The following is a 17162-nucleotide window of genomic DNA, read 5'->3' on the forward strand; positions in this document are numbered from 1 at the left end:
CCCACGCTCATGCTTGCCCCATCCACACGGCGGTCAGCACCAGCACCGCCGCCATCCCCCGGTTGAACCACGCCAGCCGCGCCCCTTGCGCCAGCCAGCCCCGCAGCAGCGCACCCACCAGCGCATACGTGAAATTGCTCGTGAAGGCGAATGCCACCATCGTCGGCAGCACCACCACCAGCCGCTCGCCCACCGGCCCCGGCAACACCCAGCCCGCCGACACCGACAGCGCGAACATCCAGCCCTTGATGTTGACGAACTGCAGCGCCACCCCCTGCCAGAAGCCGATCTGCAGGCGCGCCGGGTCGATCTGCCCGAGCTGTGCCGTGCGCGTGAGCTTCCACGCCAGCCACAGCAGGTAGCCCAGGCCGATCCCCTTGATGCCCAGCCGCAGCACCGGCTGGGCCTGGATCGCCGTCCCCAACCCGACGCTGCACAACCCCAGCATCAGCGCCCAGCCCACCGGAACCGCCAGACAAAAGCGCAGTGCCCGCCGCAACCCGAGGTTGGCGGCCAGCGCGGTGGACAGCGTGGTGTTGGGGCCGGGGGTGAACGACATGGCCGTGCCGAGCGCGAGCAGGGCAAGGTAGTCGGCTGCGGTGATCGTGGAGAACATGGTGGCCAGTCTAGTGCGCCAAAACAGCACAGTACCAGTACACTTTGCACCAATACTGTCCACCACTGTATTGGTCAAGACAACGACACAAAGCCACCATGACGACGCCCCAGCTCAGCCGCCACAGCGACCAGACCCTGGCCGAACAGCTCGCCGCCCACTTCGCCCAGCAGATCCGCCACCGCCTGCTCTCGCCCGGCGCCCGGCTGCCCTCGGTGCGCGACTGTGCGCAGCGGCACGCGGTCAGCCCGCACACCGTCGTGGCGGCCTACGACCAGTTGCTCGCGCAAGGGCTGGTCGAAGCGCGCAGGCAACGCGGTTTCTTCGTGCGGGAACTGCGGCGCGATCTGCCGCTGCCCGCCGCCAGCCGCGCCGCCCAGACACCCGCACCGCGCACCGTGCCTTTCGACGCCAGCGCGCTCATCCGCGGCATGCTCGGCCGCAACAGCCAGCGCCCCGGCCCCGGCCTGGGCACGCTGCCGCCGAGCTGGCTCGATCTGCCGATGCTGCACAGCGCGCTGCGCAAGGTGCTGACGGAGGACCGCGGCCGCGGGGATGCCGCGGCGTCGCTGCAGTACGGCGAGCCGGCGGGTGATCCACGTCTGCGGGCGGCGCTGTCCGACCGGATCGCCGATTTCGGCGTGCGGGCTGCGCCGTCGCAGATCATCACGGCGGTCGGTGCAACACAGGCACTGGATCTGGTGTCGCGCACACTGCTGACGGCGGGTGATGCGGTGCTGGTGGACGAGCCGGGCTGGTCGGTCGAATACGCGCGGCTGACGCACCTCGGGATGCGTTTGCTGCCGGTGCCGCGCGGCCCGGACGGGCCAGATCTCGCAGTGATGGACGCACTGGCGCAGGAACACCGGCCACGGCTGTACGTGACCGTCTCGGTGCTGCACAACCCGACGGGCGGGATGCTGAGCTTGTCCACCGCGCACCGGCTGCTGCAGCTCGCGCAGGACCACGACCTGCAGATCCTGGAGGACGACACCTACGCCCACCTCGCCCCGGCCCACGCACCACGCCTGTCCGCCCTCGATGGCCTGCGCCGCACGTTCTATGTCAGCGGGTTTTCCAAGATCCTGGCGCCGGGCTGGCGGGTGGGCTATGTCGCGGCGCCCGAAGCACACGTCGAGCGGTTGATCGACGTGAAGCTGCTGTCGAGCCTGACCACGCCGGCGCTGCTGGAGCAGGCGGTGGCGGTATGCCTGGAGCAGGGGCAACTGCGCCGCCACGCGGAGCGGGTCTGCGCGCGGCTGGACGCGGCGCGCACCCGCAGCGTGCAACTGGCGCTCGGGGCGGGTTGCACGTTCGTCTGCCCGCCACAGGGGCTGTTCGGCTGGGTCGAGACGGGGGTGGACACCGAGCAGCTCGCCCAGCGGCTGCTCGACGACGACTGGCTGATGGCGCCCGGCAGCCTGTTCCATGCGCGCCGCCAGCCGTGTACGCAGATGCGGATCAACTTCGCGACGGCGCAGGATGCAGGGTTCTGGCGGGCGTTCGCTGCGGCACGGAATGCGCTGCAGCGGTGAGGCGTGCGGGGTGCAGGCCCGCTCAGGCGGGTTCGACCAGCGCCTTCTTCATCTTCTTCATCGCCGCAACTTCGATCTGGCGGATGCGTTCGGCGCTGACGCCATATTCCGCAGCCAGGTCGTGCAGCGTCAAGCCGCCGGAGCCGTCGTCGTTGACCTTGAGCCAGCGTTCTTCGACGATGCGGCGGCTGCGGGCGTCCAGCGCATCGAGCGCACGCAGCAGGCCGGGGCCAGCGAGTTCGTCGCGGCGGCGGGCCTCGATGGCGCGGGTCGGCTCGTCGCGGTCGTCGGCGAGGTAGGCGATGGGGGCGTAGGCGTTGTCCTCGTCATCGTCGCCGCTGGGGTCGAGCGCCACGTCACCACCGGCGAAGCGGGTCTCCATCTCGATGACCTCCTCGCGCTTGACGTTGAGCTGCTCGGCCACGCGGTCGATCTCGGCCTCGGACAGGCCAGCGCGGTGGGTGTCGCCGTCAGCGGCTTCGCCCTTGAACTGGCGCTTCATCGAGCGCAGGTTGAAGAACAGCTTGCGCTGCGCCTTGGTGGTGGCCACCTTGACCATGCGCCAGTTCTTGAGGATGTACTCGTGGATCTCGGCCTTGATCCAGTGCAGCGCGTAACTGACCAGCCGCACGCCCTGCTCGGGGTCGAACCGCTTGACGGCCTTCATCAGCCCGACGTTGCCTTCCTGGATCAGATCGCCGTGTGGCAGGCCGTAACCGAGGTACTGGCGCGCCACCGACACCACCAGCCGCAGGTGCGACAACACCATCCGGCCAGCGGCGTCCAGATCTTGCTTGTCACGCAGCTTGCGCGCCAGACCCGATTCTTCTTCAGCCGAGAGCATCGGAAGCCGATTGACAGCACTGATGTAGGCGTCGAGATTGCCCAGCGAGGGCACCAGCGCCCACGGGTCGCGCATGGAGAGTGCGGTGGAAGATGACGATTGCAGTTGCATGGTGGACATAGACTGTGCTTGCGTCCTGGAGTTCCCTTTCAGTTTAGCACTCGCACTCAGCGAGTGCTAAAGCCAAGAAAGCACGCAAAGGCCAGACTTGTGACAATGAACGATCGAAAACGAACGCCGCCCATGGACTGGTGGGACGGGGTGAGATTGCTGGTACGGGCGGACTGGATGCTGCTGGTGCGGGACCGCCGTTTTGCCGTGGCGGTTGCGGGAGCCTTGTTCATTCCGGCGCTGTATGCGCTGATCTACCTGTCGAGCATGTGGGATCCGAGCACGCGCACCGGCGCGCTCCGGGCGGGTCTGGTCAACGCCGACACGGGCGTGGTGTTCCGCGGCCAGGCCACGCGCATGGGCGAGGAAGTCAGCCAGACGCTGATGCGCCAGGGGCTGTTCGACTGGCACCGCTTCGACGACACCGAAGCCGCGAAGCTGGCGGTGCGTCGGGGCGAGTTGAACTTTGCGGTGCTGATTCCGCCGAACTTTAGCGAGCAGGCGCTGCCCGGCCGCGAAGCCGGCGCTGCCAAGCTGGTGATCTACACCTCCGAGGGCAACAGCTACAGCGCCGCCGGCTTCGCCAAGCGTTTCGCGCCCGAGCTGGCGCACCGCGTCAACGAGGCGCTCAACGAGCGGCGCTGGGACATGGTGCTGGCCTCGGCCGAGGGTTCGAAGCTGAATCTGGCGACGCTGCGCGAGCGGGTCGGACAGTTGCGCGACGGCAGCCGGCTGCTGGCCGACGGCGTCCACCAGGCCCGGCAAGGCGTGGCCGAGCTGACGCAGGGCATCAACCGGGCCGGCGACGCCACCGCCCAGGCCCAGCGCGGCGCCACGCAGCTCGCGGACGCCGGCACCCAGTTCACGGGCGGCTGGCGGCAGTTGTCCTCCAGCCTGCGCGCACTCGACGCCCACCGCCCCGCCGCCAACGATTTCGATCCCCTCAAGTCCGGCGTGCAGCGCCTCGCCCAAGGGCAGACCGAGCTGGGCAAAGGGCTGGAGCAGCTCCAGCAGGGCGCACGCCAGCTCCAGAACGGCGCCCAGACACTGCAGCACAGCGCCGCGCAGATTCCGCTGATCGGCGACGGATTGTCCGAAGGTGCGCTGGCGCTGGACAACGGCGCAGGGCAGCTCTGGCTGGGCCTGGGCCAGGCGCGGGACAGCAACCAGCGCCTGCTCGGCGGCACCCAGCAACTCCAGACCGGCCTGCAGACCCTGACCAGCGGATTCACCCAGTTCAGCGGCGCACTGCACCAGATCACCACCGCACTGCCCGACGACAGCCGCCTCGACGCCCTGCCCCACGGTGCGCAGCAGCTCGGCAGCGGTCTGCTGACGCTCGGAGACGGATTGCGCAAGCTCCAGGGCGGTGGCAACCAGTTGCACAACGGACTCGGGCGGCTGGAGACGGGCAGTGCGCAGTTGCGCGACGGATTGGCCCTGCTCGTGGACGCGCTGCCCGCCGACGTGACGATGCCCGAGGGCAGCGCACGCGGGCTGGCCGACTCGGTGGAACCCGCCCTGGAGATCGTGGCGCCCGTGCGCAGCGATGGGGCGGGGTTCGCGCCGAACTTCGTGCCGATGGCGCTGTGGATCGGGGCGGTGTCGGCGGCGCTGCTGTTCAAGCTGCGCCGCCTGCCCCACACCGCCGCGCCGCTGTGGCGCACGGCGCAAGTGACGGGCAAGCTGGTCTGGCCCGCCATGGTGGTACTGGGACAGTCGGCGGTGATGGTGGTCATGATGGTGGGCGTGCTCCACATCCGCGTCCACGACATCGGCCCCTTCGTCGCCACCGTGACCGCCGCGTCGCTGACCTTCCTGATGATCCTGTTCGCGCTGATCCGCTGGTTCGGCGAGCTGGGCAAGGTGCTGGGCATCCTCCTGCTGATCGTGCAGTTGTCCTCGGCCGGGGCGACGCTGCCCATCGAGCTGACCACGCCCTTCTTCCAGACGCTGCACCCTTACCTGCCCTTCACCTGGGTCGTGCGGGCCTTCCGGGCCAGCATGTTCGGGGCCTATGACGGCCAGTGGCTGGCGCACTGGACGGTGGTCGCCGTCTGTGGCGGCACGGCGCTGCTGGGGGCGATGCTGGCGGGCCGCTGGACGGTCATCCCGGCGGCGGACTACCGCCCCGGCATCGACTTCGACTGAGCCGCCGCCGGCATACCCGCCAGCACGCCCTGCGCCTCGAAGCTGCGCACCAACCGCGGCAGCGTCTCCGGCGTCATGGCGCGCCGCTGGGCGATGTCATCGGCATGGGCAGCAGCATGGGCAGCAATCGGCATTTGCCGGCACTGTCGCCCATCTCCTGCGTCAGGCGCTTGCGACAAGTCAAACTTCGGCGCCCCGCCGACCCCGCGCGCTCACTCCAGCCCGAGTTCCTGGATCTTGCGGGTGATCGTGTTGCGTCCGATGCCGAGCTTGTGCGCAGCCTCGATGCGCCGACCCTTGGTGACGGCCAGCGCGGTCTGGATCAGCCGGCCCTCGAAGCACCGGGTCAGATCGTCCCAGACCTGCGGGTGGCCCTGCTCCAGCAGTGCGCGGGCTTCGCGCTCCAGGCCATCGAGCCAGGCATCGACGGATGCGGATGTAGTGGCGACTGCCGGTGCCGTCAGGGCCACCGGCACTGGAGTCGATGCCGCCGTCGCCACCGGCAACACCGCCAATCCGGCGGCAGACTGCGCCGCCAGCGCGTGGACATGCGCCTGGATCTCGGGCGGCAAGTCCTTGGGGTCGATGGTCTGCGCGGGCGCCATCACGGTCAGCCAGTGGCAGAGGTTCTCCAGTTGCCGCACGTTGCCGGGAAAGTCGAACAGCGCGATCTGCTGCAGCGCGATCTCCGAGAGGCGCTTGGACTCGACGCCCAGCTCCTTGGCGCTGCGCTGCATGAAGTGGCGGGCCAGCGCAGGAATGTCCTCGCGCCGCTCGCGCAAGGCGGGCAGGCGCAGGCGGATGACGTTGAGCCGGTGGAACAGGTCTTCGCGGAAGGCGCCGTCGCGCACGCGCTCTTCGAGGTGCTGGTGGGTCGCCGCGATCACGCGCACGTTCGACTTCAGCGGCTGGTGGCCGCCGACGCGGTAGAACTGGCCGTCCGAGAGCACCCGCAGCAGCCGCGTCTGCAGATCGAACGGCATGTCGCCGATCTCGTCGAGGAACAGCGTGCCCCCTTCGGCCTGCTCGAAACGGCCGCGGCGCGTGGCCTGTGCACCGGTGAAGGCACCGCGTTCGTGGCCGAAGAGTTCGCTCTCCAGCAAGTCCTTGGGGATCGCCGCGGTGTTGATCGCCACGAACGGGCCGCCCGCGCGCAGGCTGTGCTTGTGCAGCGCCCGCGCCACCAGCTCCTTGCCCGAACCGGACTCGCCCGTGATCAGCACGGTGACGTTGCTCTGGCTCAGGCGACCGATGGCGCGGAACACGTCCTGCATCGCCGGCGCCTGACCCAGCATCTCGGGCACCACGGCCGTGGCCTCATCGACGCTTTCCTCGCGCAGGCTCTCGTCCACGGCGCGGCGGATCAGCGCCACGGCCTTGGGCAGGTCGAACGGTTTGGGCAGGTACTCGAAGGCGCCGCTCTGGAAGGCCGAGACGGCGCTGTCCAGGTCCGAGTACGCCGTCATGATGATCACCGGCAGGCCGGGGTAGCGGGCCTTGACCTTGGTGAGCAGGTCGATGCCGCTGCCCCCAGGCATCCGGATGTCGCTGACCAGCACTTGCGGGGCATCGTCCTCCAGTGCGGTCAGCACGTCGCGCGGGTTGGTGAAGCTGCGCACCGGCAGGTCTTCACGGGCGAGCGCCTTCTCCAGCACGAAGCGGATGGATTGGTCGTCGTCAACGATCCAGATGGGTTTCATGGGCGGTGTTGGGCGGTGTGCGCTCAGGGCAGAGGAATCTGTATCTTGAACAGCGTGCGCCCGGCTTCGCTCTCGCATTCGATCAGGCCGTGGTGCTGCTGGATGAAGTCCTGTGCCAGCGTCAGTCCGAGGCCCGAGCCTCCTTCCCGTCCGGAAACCAGCGGGAAGAAGATGCGATCACGGATCTCGGGCGGCACGCCGGGTCCGTTGTCTTCGATATGCAATTCCAGTGCCAGCCGATACCGCTGCCGCCCGATCGTCACCTGCCGCGCCGCACGGGTGCGCATGACGATGCGGGCATCGCCGTCGTCCAGCCGCCGCGCGGTCAGCGCCTGGGCGGCGTTGTGGGTGATGTTGAGCACGACCTGGATGAGCTGCTCGCGGTCGCCCCGGAACTCGGGCAACGAGATGTCGTAGTCGCGCTGCACCACCAGTCCCTTGGGGAACTCGGCCAGGATCAGCGCCCGCACCCGCTCCAGCACCTCGTGGATGTTCACGTCGGCCACCATGTGCGGGCGGCGGTGCGGGGCCAGCAACCGGTCCACCAGCGCCTGCAGCCGGTCGGCCTCGTGGATGATGACTTGCGTGTATTCGCGCAGCGCCTTGCTCTCCAGGTCCATCTCCAGCAACTGCGCCGCGCCCCGGATGCCGCCCAGCGGGTTCTTGATCTCGTGGGCGAGGTTGCGGATCAGCTCCTTGGTGACACGGGCCTGGTCGAGCGTGCGGGCCTCGCGGTCCTGGCGGGTCTGCTGCTCGATCTCGACGAGTTCCAGCAGCACCTGCTCGCCGTGGTCGATCTGCGTGACGATGGCGTGGACCGGCAGCGGATCGGCCGTGGTCGCGCTGGGCGGGCGGCGCAGCAGGGCTTCGAGCCGTGCGGTGGCGAATTCGTTGGCCACCACCGCGTCGAAGGTCACCTTGAGCGTGGCCGGATCGACGAACCAGTCGAACACCCGACCGCGCTGCAAGGCCCGCCGCGGCAGCCCCAGGGTCGTCTCGAAGGCCGCATTCACATAGACGCAGCGTCCATCCGGTCGCAGCACCGCCACCATCGTGGCCAAGTGATCGAAGGCGTCGAAGGCGTGGCCGGAGGTGGGGGATTTGAGCAGTTTCACAGGGCGGGCAGTTTGGTGAGTTCGCGCTTGAGGGCGGCGATGTCGGCTTCCTTGCGGGCGATGGCGGACTTCATCTCGGCCACGCGCTCCTGGTAGCGGGCAAAGTTGCGTTCGTCGCCGCGGCGCTCCGGCTCGCCGTTGTTGTAGTCCTTGCGCAGGGCGGCCAGCCGCTCCTCCTCCTTGGCCAGCTCGGCGTCGAGGATGCGCCGGGCGTCGCTGTCGCGGCTGCGCTGCTGGACCGGATCAACGCGCATCTCGCCGCTGGCGCGGCCGGCCGGCGCGGCACCGCTGGACGACCGGGCACCACCACCCTCTCCGCCGCCGCCACCGCCCCCACCGGCCGGACGCCGCACCGACGACTGCACCACCGTCACCGGCGCACCGTCCAGCGTCTTGCAGCCCAGCTCCGCCGCTTCCTTGGCGCTGTACTGGTCGGTGTAGAGGTTGCCAGGGCAGCGGTAGACCGGCCGCTCCTGGGCGCTGGCCGTTGTGGCACCGGCCACCAGGGCAAGAAAGGTCGCCGTGCGCAGCGTGCGGTGAAGGAAAGTCGTGCTCATCGCCGCAGTATCCCCCATGAAAAAGGCGGCCCGGAGGCCGCCTCTGCATCGCACCAGACCCGATCGGGGATCAGGTCACGGCGACATCACAGCAAAATCACAGCGTGTAGTACATGTCGAATTCGATCGGATGGGTCGTCATGCGCATGCGCTGGACTTCCTGCATCTTCAGATCGATGTACGCGTCGATGTACGAGTCGGTGAACACGCCACCCTTGGTCAGGAACGCACGGCCCTTGTCCAGGTATTCCAGCGCCTGTTCGAGGCTGGAGCAGACGGTCGGGATCAGCGCGTCTTCTTCCGGCGGCAGGTGGTACAGATCCTTCGTGGCGGCTTCGCCCGGGTGGATCTTGTTTTCCACGCCGTCCAGACCGGCCATCAGCAGCGCGGCGAAACCCAGGTACGGGTTCATCAGCGGGTCCGGGAAACGCGCTTCGACGCGGCGGCCCTTCGGGTTCGCCACATACGGAATGCGGATCGAGGCCGAGCGGTTCTTGGCCGAGTAGGCCAGCTTCACCGGGGCTTCGTAGCCCGGGACCAGGCGCTTGTAGCTGTTGGTGCCGGGGTTGGTGATCGCGTTCAGCGCACGGGCGTGCTTGATGATGCCGCCGATGTAGTACAGCGCGAAGTCCGACAGGCCGGCGTAGCCGTCACCGGCGAACAGGTTGACGCCATCCTTCCACACCGACTGGTGGACGTGCATGCCCGAACCGTTGTCGCCGACGATCGGCTTCGGCATGAACGTGGCGGTCTTGCCGTAGGCGCCCGCGACGTTGTGGATGATGTACTTCTGCAGTTGCACCCAGTCGGCGCGCTGGATCAGCGTGCTGAAACGGGTGCCGATTTCCATCTGGCCGGCGTTCGCCACTTCGTGGTGGTGGACTTCGACCGGGATGCCCATCGATTCGAGGATCAGGCACATCTCCGAGCGCATGTCCTGGCCCGAATCCACCGGCGGCACGGGGAAGTAACCCCCCTTGACGGTCGGGCGGAAGCCCTTGTTGCCGTGCTCGTAGTCCTTGCCGGTGTTCCAGGCGGCTTCTTCCGACTCGATCGAGCAGAAAGAACCCGACATGTCCGCACCCCAGCGCACGCTGTCGAACACGAAGAACTCGGGTTCCGGGCCGAAGAAGGCGGTGTCGCCCAGGCCGGTGGACTTCATGTACGCCTCGGCGCGCTTGGCCAGCGAACGCGGGTCGCGCTCGTAGGGCTTGCCGTCGGCCGGATCGATGACGTCGCACGTCATGATCATCGTCGTCTCTTCGAAGAAGGGATCGATGTTGGCCGTGTTGGCGTCGGGCATGAGCTGCATGTCCGAAGCTTCGATGCCCTTCCAGCCCGCGATCGACGAGCCGTCGAAGGCGTGACCCGACGTGAACTTGTCTTCATCGAAGTGGGAAACGGGCACGGTGACGTGCTGTTCCTTGCCACGGGTGTCGGTGAAACGGAAGTCAACGAACTTGACTTCGTTTTCCTTCACCATCTTCATCACGTCGGCGACGGTCTTGGCCATCAGGAGGCTCCTAGCGAGTAGCGAGATCAGAAAAAGGGGAGTGTTTTTGGATCCCCAGCCAAGCTGAGAACCGCCGAGCAATGTAGCAGAATCCATGCCCACGCTCACCACGGGACGGCCGCTTTGCACGTTGTGGCAGGTTCAGGCATTGCCATGCGCCACCAGCCAATACGCACAAAACTGGTGCAATCAACGCACCATTTCAGGGCCTGTCTCGATATGGGGCGCCTGCAAGCCCGCACGCAGGGCGGCGTAGGCACGCAGCAGGTGCTCGCCCGGCGGGCCCTTGACGCCGAGTTCGATGTGCCGGCCATGCACGGGATGGTCCACGCTGGGCAGGCTGAAGACCTTGATGCCGTCAAAGCGGGCCTCGATGTCGATCATCAGCGGCGTGAGGCTGGCCTCCATCGAGCCGTAGACGATGATCGACCGCTCCTCCTGCACCCCGGCGCCGTGCAGGTGCGCGTAGCGGGTGTCGAGCAGGGCCTCGATCATCGGGTGCGCCATCACCGGGAAGCCCGGCACGAAATGCACCTCGCCGACCGTGAAGCCGGGGATCTTGTTGTACGGGTTCGGGATGATCTGGGCGCCGACGGGGAACACGCCCATGTTGGTGCGGTGGATGGTGTCGGGGTGGGTTGGGTCGTCGCTCCAGCCTTTTTCGATCGCCATCTGGCGCACGCGCTCCATGATGAGTTCGTACGCCTCGGGGTGGAGTTCGAGCGGCACGCCCAGCGCCGCGGCCGCGCACTGGCGCGTGTGGTCGTCCGGGGTCGCGCCGATGCCGCCGCAGGAAAACACCACGTCGCCGCTGGCAAACGCCGTGCGCAGCGTCTCGGTGATGCGGCGCGGGTCGTCGCCGACGTAGGTGCTCCAGGCCAGCGACAGCCCGCGGGCCGACAGCAGTTCGATGACCTTGGCGAGGTGCTTGTCCTGGCGTTTGCCCGAGAGGATCTCGTCGCCGATGATGATGAGGCCGAAGTTCATGGGAGGGCGATGGGTGGGAAGGAATCGGAGCCGGTGGTCGGTCCACCCGGCAAGACAGGTGCGGCAGGCGCCGGCGTCACCACCGGCGGCAGCACCTCGACGGCCTGTTGGCGGCGCATCGCGTCGAGCGCCGCCAGGCTGTAATGCGTGAACCACAGCGACGCCAGCACGAACACCAGCGTGTACAGCCAGACGAACACCGGGATCAGCAGCGGCATCATCGGCAGCGCCAGCGCCCCCATCGCCCAGACCAGCGACGGCGCCGCGCCCAGGTAGCCCGACACGATGCCGATGACCAGCAGCGGGGCACGGTGGCGGCGCATCAGGGTCAGGCGCTCGTCGTGGGTGGCGTGGTCGGCGAGCGCGTCGTACACCATCACGCGGTAGGTCAGCCAGCCCCAGATCAGCGGCGGCACCAGCAAGGCCAGTGGCGGAATCACCCACAGCGGCAGGCTCACCACCATCACCACCAGCGCCGCCACGGTCGAACCGAACGACCACCACAGCGCCTGCCACCAGCGCCCGCCGTGGCGGCGCTCCAGCGTCTCGAACCGGCGGCGGGCAACCAGGCCCACCACCGTGGACCCCATGAACGTGGACACCAGCAGCAGCGACGCCACGATCATCACCGGCACCGTCAGCGCCACCACGACCAGCGGCCCGATCACGCTGCGGAAGGCGCCGCCGGTGAACTTGTCGATCCACGCGGTGACGGGCGCGAGCATCGGCGTGTTCAGCAGAAACTGCCGCACGCCCTCGACCGCGGGATCCCAGAAGAACCACGCCAGCCCGAAGGCCAGTCCGCCGAGCAGCAGCACCGGCAACAGCGACAGGAAGATCACGCGCGGCAGCAGGCAATAGCCCAGTGCGCGCCAGAAAGCATCAAGGACTTTGGACATGGGCGCCAGCATAGCGACTTGGCGCCCGCCGCGCTGATGCCCCGGCTCAGGCCCGCCCGACCAGCCGCAGCAGCCCCAGCCGCTGCTGCGCCCAGAACCCGCGCCCGTAATCGCGCCCGCCCTCCTCGGGGAGCTGGTCGCGGATGCCGGTCGCCGTGTCACCGGGCCGGCCCTCGAAGCGCGCCGTGCCGAACAGCATGTCCCACACCGGCAGCAGCACCGCGAAGTTGTGCCCGCCCAGCGTGCCCTTGCCGCCGGATTCGTGGCCGATGCCCAGACTGTGGTGGATGCGGTGGAAGTGCGGGCTGACCAGCAGCCGCTCGCCCAGCCAGCCGAAGCGCAGCCGCACATTGGCGTGCGAGAGGTTCTCGACGAGCTGCGACAGCGCCACCACCGCCACGAACTGCCCCGGCGCCACCCCGATCGCGTGGCCGAGCTGCACCAGCACCAGATCGACGACCACCGAGTCGAGCAGGTGGTTGCGGTTGTCGGTCCACATCGTCATCTGGCGCTGGCTGTGGTGCAGCGCGTGCAGCGCCCACCACCAGTCGAACTGGTGCTGGGCACGGTGGATGAGGTAGTTGGCGCAATCAAACACCACGAGGTAGAGGACAAAGGCCCCCAGCGCCGTGTCGCTCACCCCCGGCCAGAGCGGGGCGACCAGCGTGTCGAGCTGCCAGCCCGTGACGCCCTGCACCGCCAGCCAGCCGCGCAGGCTGTCCCACAGCGGATCCACCGCGAAGAACAGCGCCACCCGGAACAGCCCGAGCCGGTGGATCAGCGTGTAGAGCACATCCACCCGCACGGCGGCCCGATCCGCCAGCGGCTCCACCGGCCGCCAGCGTTGCAGCGGCCCGATCACCGCCAGCATCACCGCGATCTGCAGCAACCCGACCAGCAGCCAGCCAGTGGCGTTATAGGCATCCTCCAGGATCGAACCACCGCCGAGCGCGAACACGACCGGCTGCACGGCGGTTTCGTACAACCACTGCTGGGCCAGCCCGAAGGCGTCGAGGAGCGTGTCGATCATGGTCGGGTCGGCGTGGTGCGCAGGGTGTCGCGGTAGGCGGGGTGCTCGGCCAGCGTGGCGAAGCAATGGCCGCGCTGCTTCAACCCGGTGATCAACGGCTCCAGCACGGCCGGCGCCCACGGATCTTGCCGCGACCAGATGCCCAGGTGCGCCAGCAGGATGTCACCGGGGCGGATATCGCGCAACGCCTTGGCCAGCAGCGCGGCGTTGGGGAATTTCTCGCTCGACAGCTCGTCGCCGAGGAAGCCCGCCGGACTCCACGGCACATGCGCCCAGCCGCAGCGCGCAGCCGCCGCCAGCAGCGCGGGTGAGGTCTTGCCGCCCGGTGCGCGGAACAGCGGCGCCATGCGCTGGCCGGTCATCTCGGTGAAGCGGGTCGCCGGGCGTTGCAGTTCCGCGCAGTAGGCGGCGGCGTCCATCGGCACCGTCCGGTTCGCCTGCGGGCCGAAGGTCGGGCGCATGTCGAAGCCGCCGTCGGTGCGGTCGGCGCGCCAATACACATGGTCGAAGGTGTGCGAACCGAACAGGTGCCCCTCCTGCGCCCGCGCCTTCCACCACGGCGCCCACTGCGCATCAAGGCTGCTGCCGTCGGTCAGCGTCCGCTCGTTGGCCAGGAAAAACGTCGCCTTCACCTGCTGGCGTGCCAAGACCTCGGCCACCAGCGGCGCCACGCCCATGTGGCCGGTGTCGAAGGTCAGGAACAGCGGTTTGTCGCAGACCGCCGACTGCACGCTGCCGGCGGTCAGCACCAACGCAGCCGCCACCAGACCTTGCGCGATCGGGAGCTTCATCACGTCTTCACAGCCGCCCGGCGTGCTCCAGCGTCCACACGCCATGCGGCGACTTGCCGACGTTGACCTGCCGGACCACCTTTTTCTGCACGGTGTCGATCACCGTCAGCTTGCCGGCCCAGCGCGAGGCGACATAGAGGAGCTTGCGGTCGGGCGAGAGGTCCATGCAGTCCGGGCCGCTCGGCGCGGGGTAGGTGTCCACCACGGCGAGGGTCTGGATGTCGATGCGGCTGATGGTGTTGGCCACGCGGTTGCTGACCAGCACATGCCGCTGGTCGCCCCAGGCGCGGAAGGCGTGGGCGCCGGCGCCGGTCGGGATGCGCTTGATCAGCTTGGGCGGGTTGACGCTCACGTCATACGCCTCGACCACCTCGTCGCCCGTCAGACCGACCAGCAGCGTCTTGTCGTCCGCGCTCAGGAACACGTCGGCGGGCATCTTGCCGGACGGCACGGTCCAGCGCGTGGTCTGGGTGGCCAGGTCGATGGCGGTGATCTGGTTGTCGTCCTGCACGCTGGCGTAGACCACGCTGGACTTGGTGTCGATGATGACGTGGCTGGGGGTCTTGCCGGTGGACAGGCGCTTGGCCAGGGCCAGCTCGAACCCACCCGTGGCCGGGCGCGTGACGCGGTAGAGGTCGATGTGGTTGAGCCGGTTGGCCGCGGTGACGAACCACTTCATGTCGGGCGAGAACCGCAACTGGTACGGGTCGATGATGTCCGTCATCGTGCGCTGGATCTGGCCGGTGCGCGGATCGACCAGCGTGATCGTGTTGCCGACCGCGTTGGCGATCAGCAGCGACTTCTCGTCCGGCGAGAGGTAGAGGTGGTGCGGCTCCTTGCCGGTGGGCAGGCGGCGCAGCTCGGTCAGGCTCACCGGGTCGATCACGCTGACGGTGGCGTCCAGCGAGTTGAGCACGAAGATCGGCGGGCGGCCTGCCGCCACAGGAACGGAAGCCGCCGGAGCCGAAGCCGGCGCACTGGCGGCCGGCGCGGCAGCCTGGGTGGACAGGGATGCGGTACACGCCAGCAGCACGGCGAGGAGCGGGAAAAAGCGGCAGCGGCGCGAGGTCATGCGGGAGGGAATCCTGAAAGCGGTGCGGCAGTGTACTGGCGACGCCTGAAGCGGATTCCGGCGTCCGCCCCCTGCTTGACCGCGATCAATCGGGGGGAGCCGCTCTGCCGATTCAGGCCACGCCGTTCGCCTTGAACCACGCCACGCAGCGCGCCCAGCCGTCCTGCGCGGCGGCGGGGCGGAAGCTGGGGCGGTAGTCGGCGTGGAAGGCGTGCGGCGCATCCGGGTAGACGACGAACTCGGAACGCTGCGCCGCCACGCTGCCAGCGGCGAGCGCGGTCTTCATCTTCTCGACCGTGTCCAGCGGAATGCCGCCGTCCTGGCCGCCGTAGAGGCCGAGCACCGCGCCCTGGAGTTCACGCGCCAGCTCGACCGGGTGCCGCGGCGTCAGCGCCGTCGCGTTGCCGACCAGCCGGCCGTACCACGCCACGCCGGCCTTGACCTTGGGGTTGTGCGCGGCATAGAGCCAGGTGATGCGCCCGCCCCAGCAGAAGCCGGTGACGCCCAGCCGCGCCGTGTCGCCGCCATTGGCCGCCGCCCAGGCGACGGTGGCGTCCAGATCGCCCAGCACCTGCGCATCCGGCACCTTGCCGATGACCTCGCTCATCAGCTTGGCCATTTCACCGTAGCTGCCCGCGTCGCCCTGGCGCACGAACAGCTCCGGCGCGATGGCCAGATAGCCCAGCCGCGCAAACCGCTTGGCGACATCGGCGATGTGCTCGTGGACGCCGAAGATCTCGCTGAGCACCAGCACCACCGGCAGGTTCTTGCCGCCAGCAGGCGCCGCACGGTAGGCGGGCATCTTGAAACCGTTCACGTCGATCGTCACCTCGCCGACCATCAGCCCATCGGCCGGCGTGTTGATGACGTTCTGCGCCATGACCGGCAATACCGCGGCGGCAAATCCGCTGCCGATGGCGGTCTGGACAAAGCTGCGCCGGGAGAACTCCTGGGTGGGGGTGAGGCTGTCGAATTCGGCACGGTTCACGGGGTCGGTCATGGGCGGTCTCCTGTTCGGGGTGGACCCGCATTCTAGGAACGCACGGACACCGTTGACATCCTCCCCGCCCTAAAGGACGGGGATTCCTCCTGCGAGACGCGCATGTCCGCGCGCGGCGATGTTCCTGGCGGCGTTCACGTCGCGGTGGTGTTCCGCGCCGCAATCGCAGCATGTCCATCGCCTCATTCGCAGACCTGTCCTGCCTTTCGGACTGCTGGCGGGTATGCCCCCGCAGCGCGAGCAGGTCTGGGTTGTGTAGGCTTCATTCACCTCCTCGAACACGATGCCGGCCTGATGGCTCTTGTATTCCAGCATCGTCTTCATCATCGACCACCCGGCGTCCAGCGTGGATTTCGCCATCCGAGTCTTCACCATCGCGCCGGCCTGCACGTTCCCGACGAAGATCGCCGCGTTGCGCTCGACCAGCCCGGTGCTGAACTTGTGCATCGCGTCCTTGCGCGTGTTGGCGATCTTCGCGTGGATCGCGCGCACCCGGTTCTTCTTGCGCGCCCGCTGGGCGATCCCTAGCGCGCCCTCGTGCTTGCGGTACAGGCCGGACGCCAGTTCTTCACCGTCCGAGCACGTCGCCGCGGTCTTCAGGCCGAGGTCGATCCCCACCGATCCAGTGCCGGCCGACTTCGGCACGTCCACCTTGACGCACACGTTCAGGTACCACCGGCCGCGCGCGTCCTGCGAGAACGAGCCGGCGCGCAGATCGAACCGGCTCAGCCCGTAGCTGTCCCACAGACTGAACCTGTGCCCGAGAAAAGCGATCTGCCCGGCCTTGTACTTCGCGCCGCCCGCCTTGAACGGCACCCAGCCCAGCGAATGCTTCGCCGCCTTCGCGTTCGACACGCGCCAATTGAGCCGGGCTTTCTTGAACTGCTTGCGCCGGGTGGCGTATTCCTCGCACACCAGTTGCACCGTGGCGCTACCGATCCGCACGCCATCGCACTTCGAGTACCCCGCCGTGAGCTTCTGCAGGTCGAACCCGCTCAGCCACTCGCGCCGCTCCCGGAGTGCCCGCGCACTCGTCTCGTTGCAGTAGTTCCACACGAAGTTCACCTCACTCGCCATCAAGGACAGCACGCCCGCGTGCTTGTCCTTGATGCGCAGCTTGAGGGTCTTCACGGCTTCCATCCGACAACTGTATTTCCATACATGTCGCTTGACAAGCCGTTCCGGCTTGAACGCTCGACCCCGGGCTGAACCCCGGGGCTTGTCGCTTCGTCCGGGTCACA

At 68.2% G+C, this 17162-nt stretch carries 16 protein-coding genes; 2 read left to right on the plus strand and 14 right to left on the minus strand.

Features of this window, described 5'->3' with window-relative positions; genetic code table 11:
* Positions 1-7: 7 nt before the first annotated feature.
* Positions 8-604 carry a LysE family translocator gene (locus tag QZW52_RS02495; RefSeq protein ID WP_293994884.1) on the minus strand — a complete coding sequence of 199 codons (597 nt, stop codon included), beginning with the start codon at positions 602-604 and terminating at the stop codon, positions 8-10.
* A gap of 110 nt (positions 605-714) precedes the next feature.
* Between QZW52_RS02495 and QZW52_RS02500 the strand changes: the two genes are divergently transcribed.
* Complete coding sequence (locus QZW52_RS02500; RefSeq protein WP_293994864.1) at positions 715-2151, plus strand: aminotransferase-like domain-containing protein; 1437 nt, start codon at positions 715-717, stop codon at positions 2149-2151.
* A 22-nt stretch (positions 2152-2173) separates the two neighbouring features.
* Here QZW52_RS02500 and rpoH read toward each other — a convergent pair whose 3' ends face one another.
* Entirely contained in the window at positions 2174-3106 is a 933-nt protein-coding gene (rpoH, locus tag QZW52_RS02505) for an RNA polymerase sigma factor RpoH (RefSeq protein WP_293994866.1), read from the minus strand.
* 150 nt (positions 3107-3256) lie between these two features.
* Here rpoH and QZW52_RS02510 point away from each other — a divergent pair, with 150 nt between their 5' ends.
* The gene (locus QZW52_RS02510; RefSeq protein WP_293994868.1) at positions 3257-5257 is read left to right on the plus strand and encodes a YhgE/Pip domain-containing protein; all 2001 of its coding nucleotides are present in this window, start codon (positions 3257-3259) and stop codon (positions 5255-5257) included.
* On the opposite strand, the gene QZW52_RS02515 is transcribed toward QZW52_RS02510, so the two are convergent.
* The 12 genes from QZW52_RS02515 to QZW52_RS02570 form a co-directional block, all read right to left on the minus strand.
* Positions 5230-5391 carry a hypothetical protein gene (locus tag QZW52_RS02515; protein WP_293994870.1) on the minus strand — a complete coding sequence of 54 codons (162 nt, stop codon included), beginning with the start codon at positions 5389-5391 and terminating at the stop codon, positions 5230-5232. The two genes, QZW52_RS02510 and QZW52_RS02515, sit on opposite strands and share 28 nt — an antisense overlap.
* A 78-nt stretch (positions 5392-5469) precedes the next feature.
* Positions 5470-6957 (minus strand): nitrogen regulation protein NR(I), encoded by a 1488-nt coding sequence (gene ntrC, locus QZW52_RS02520; protein WP_293994871.1) that lies wholly within the window; start codon positions 6955-6957, stop codon positions 5470-5472.
* A gap of 23 nt (positions 6958-6980) precedes the next feature.
* The gene (gene glnL, locus QZW52_RS02525) at positions 6981-8072 is read right to left on the minus strand and encodes a nitrogen regulation protein NR(II) (RefSeq protein WP_293994872.1); all 1092 of its coding nucleotides are present in this window, start codon (positions 8070-8072) and stop codon (positions 6981-6983) included.
* Positions 8069-8629 (minus strand): hypothetical protein, encoded by a 561-nt coding sequence (locus tag QZW52_RS02530; RefSeq protein WP_293994873.1) that lies wholly within the window; start codon positions 8627-8629, stop codon positions 8069-8071. The genes glnL and QZW52_RS02530 overlap by 4 nt, the downstream gene beginning before the upstream one ends.
* A 97-nt stretch (positions 8630-8726) precedes the next feature.
* Positions 8727-10142, minus strand: a complete 1416-nt coding sequence (glnA, locus tag QZW52_RS02535) for a type I glutamate--ammonia ligase (RefSeq protein WP_293994874.1) — start codon at positions 10140-10142, stop codon at positions 8727-8729.
* 189 nt (positions 10143-10331) lie between these two features.
* On the minus strand, positions 10332-11129 hold the full coding sequence (locus QZW52_RS02540; protein ID WP_293994875.1) for a competence/damage-inducible protein A: 798 nt from the start codon (positions 11127-11129) through the stop codon (positions 10332-10334).
* Entirely contained in the window at positions 11126-12028 is a 903-nt protein-coding gene (locus QZW52_RS02545) for an EI24 domain-containing protein (protein ID WP_293994877.1), read from the minus strand. The genes QZW52_RS02540 and QZW52_RS02545 overlap by 4 nt, the downstream gene beginning before the upstream one ends.
* A 46-nt stretch (positions 12029-12074) precedes the next feature.
* A complete protein-coding gene (locus QZW52_RS02550) occupies positions 12075-13055 on the minus strand; it encodes a sterol desaturase family protein (protein WP_434738256.1) in 981 nt (326 codons plus the stop codon).
* Entirely contained in the window at positions 13055-13849 is a 795-nt protein-coding gene (locus QZW52_RS02555; protein WP_293994879.1) for a polysaccharide deacetylase family protein, read from the minus strand. The genes QZW52_RS02550 and QZW52_RS02555 overlap by 1 nt, the downstream gene beginning before the upstream one ends.
* A 7-nt stretch (positions 13850-13856) precedes the next feature.
* Positions 13857-14921: a YncE family protein gene (locus QZW52_RS02560; RefSeq protein ID WP_293994880.1), complete on the minus strand. Its 1065-nt coding sequence runs from the start codon at positions 14919-14921 to the stop codon at positions 13857-13859.
* A gap of 112 nt (positions 14922-15033) precedes the next feature.
* Positions 15034-15921 carry a dienelactone hydrolase family protein gene (locus tag QZW52_RS02565; protein ID WP_293994881.1) on the minus strand — a complete coding sequence of 296 codons (888 nt, stop codon included), beginning with the start codon at positions 15919-15921 and terminating at the stop codon, positions 15034-15036.
* 69 nt (positions 15922-15990) lie between these two features.
* The gene (locus tag QZW52_RS02570; protein WP_293994882.1) at positions 15991-17061 is read right to left on the minus strand and encodes an RNA-guided endonuclease InsQ/TnpB family protein; all 1071 of its coding nucleotides are present in this window, start codon (positions 17059-17061) and stop codon (positions 15991-15993) included.
* Between the last annotated feature and the right edge of the window lie 101 nt (positions 17062-17162).

Origin of the sequence: Sphaerotilus sp., assembly GCF_013299175.1 — a bacterium.
Classification (GTDB): Bacteria; Pseudomonadota; Gammaproteobacteria; order Burkholderiales; family Burkholderiaceae_C; genus Sphaerotilus.

Bases quoted from the DNA above. Each gene is read 5' to 3' on its own strand.
- QZW52_RS02500 (WP_293994864.1), top strand. From the start codon at position 715: ATGACGACGCCCCAGCTCAGCCGCCACAGCGACCAGACCCTGGCCGAA.
- rpoH (WP_293994866.1), bottom strand. From the start codon at position 3,106: ATGCAACTGCAATCGTCATCTTCCACCGCACTCTCCATGCGCGACCCG.
- QZW52_RS02515 (WP_293994870.1), bottom strand. From the start codon at position 5,391: ATGCCGATTGCTGCCCATGCTGCTGCCCATGCCGATGACATCGCCCAG.
- ntrC (WP_293994871.1), bottom strand. From the start codon at position 6,957: ATGAAACCCATCTGGATCGTTGACGACGACCAATCCATCCGCTTCGTG.
- QZW52_RS02530 (WP_293994873.1), bottom strand. From the start codon at position 8,629: ATGAGCACGACTTTCCTTCACCGCACGCTGCGCACGGCGACCTTTCTT.
- glnA (WP_293994874.1), bottom strand. From the start codon at position 10,142: ATGGCCAAGACCGTCGCCGACGTGATGAAGATGGTGAAGGAAAACGAA.
- QZW52_RS02540 (WP_293994875.1), bottom strand. From the start codon at position 11,129: ATGAACTTCGGCCTCATCATCATCGGCGACGAGATCCTCTCGGGCAAA.
- QZW52_RS02545 (WP_293994877.1), bottom strand. From the start codon at position 12,028: ATGTCCAAAGTCCTTGATGCTTTCTGGCGCGCACTGGGCTATTGCCTG.
- QZW52_RS02555 (WP_293994879.1), bottom strand. From the start codon at position 13,849: ATGAAGCTCCCGATCGCGCAAGGTCTGGTGGCGGCTGCGTTGGTGCTG.
- QZW52_RS02560 (WP_293994880.1), bottom strand. From the start codon at position 14,921: ATGACCTCGCGCCGCTGCCGCTTTTTCCCGCTCCTCGCCGTGCTGCTG.
- QZW52_RS02565 (WP_293994881.1), bottom strand. From the start codon at position 15,921: ATGACCGACCCCGTGAACCGTGCCGAATTCGACAGCCTCACCCCCACC.
- QZW52_RS02570 (WP_293994882.1), bottom strand. From the start codon at position 17,061: ATGGAAGCCGTGAAGACCCTCAAGCTGCGCATCAAGGACAAGCACGCG.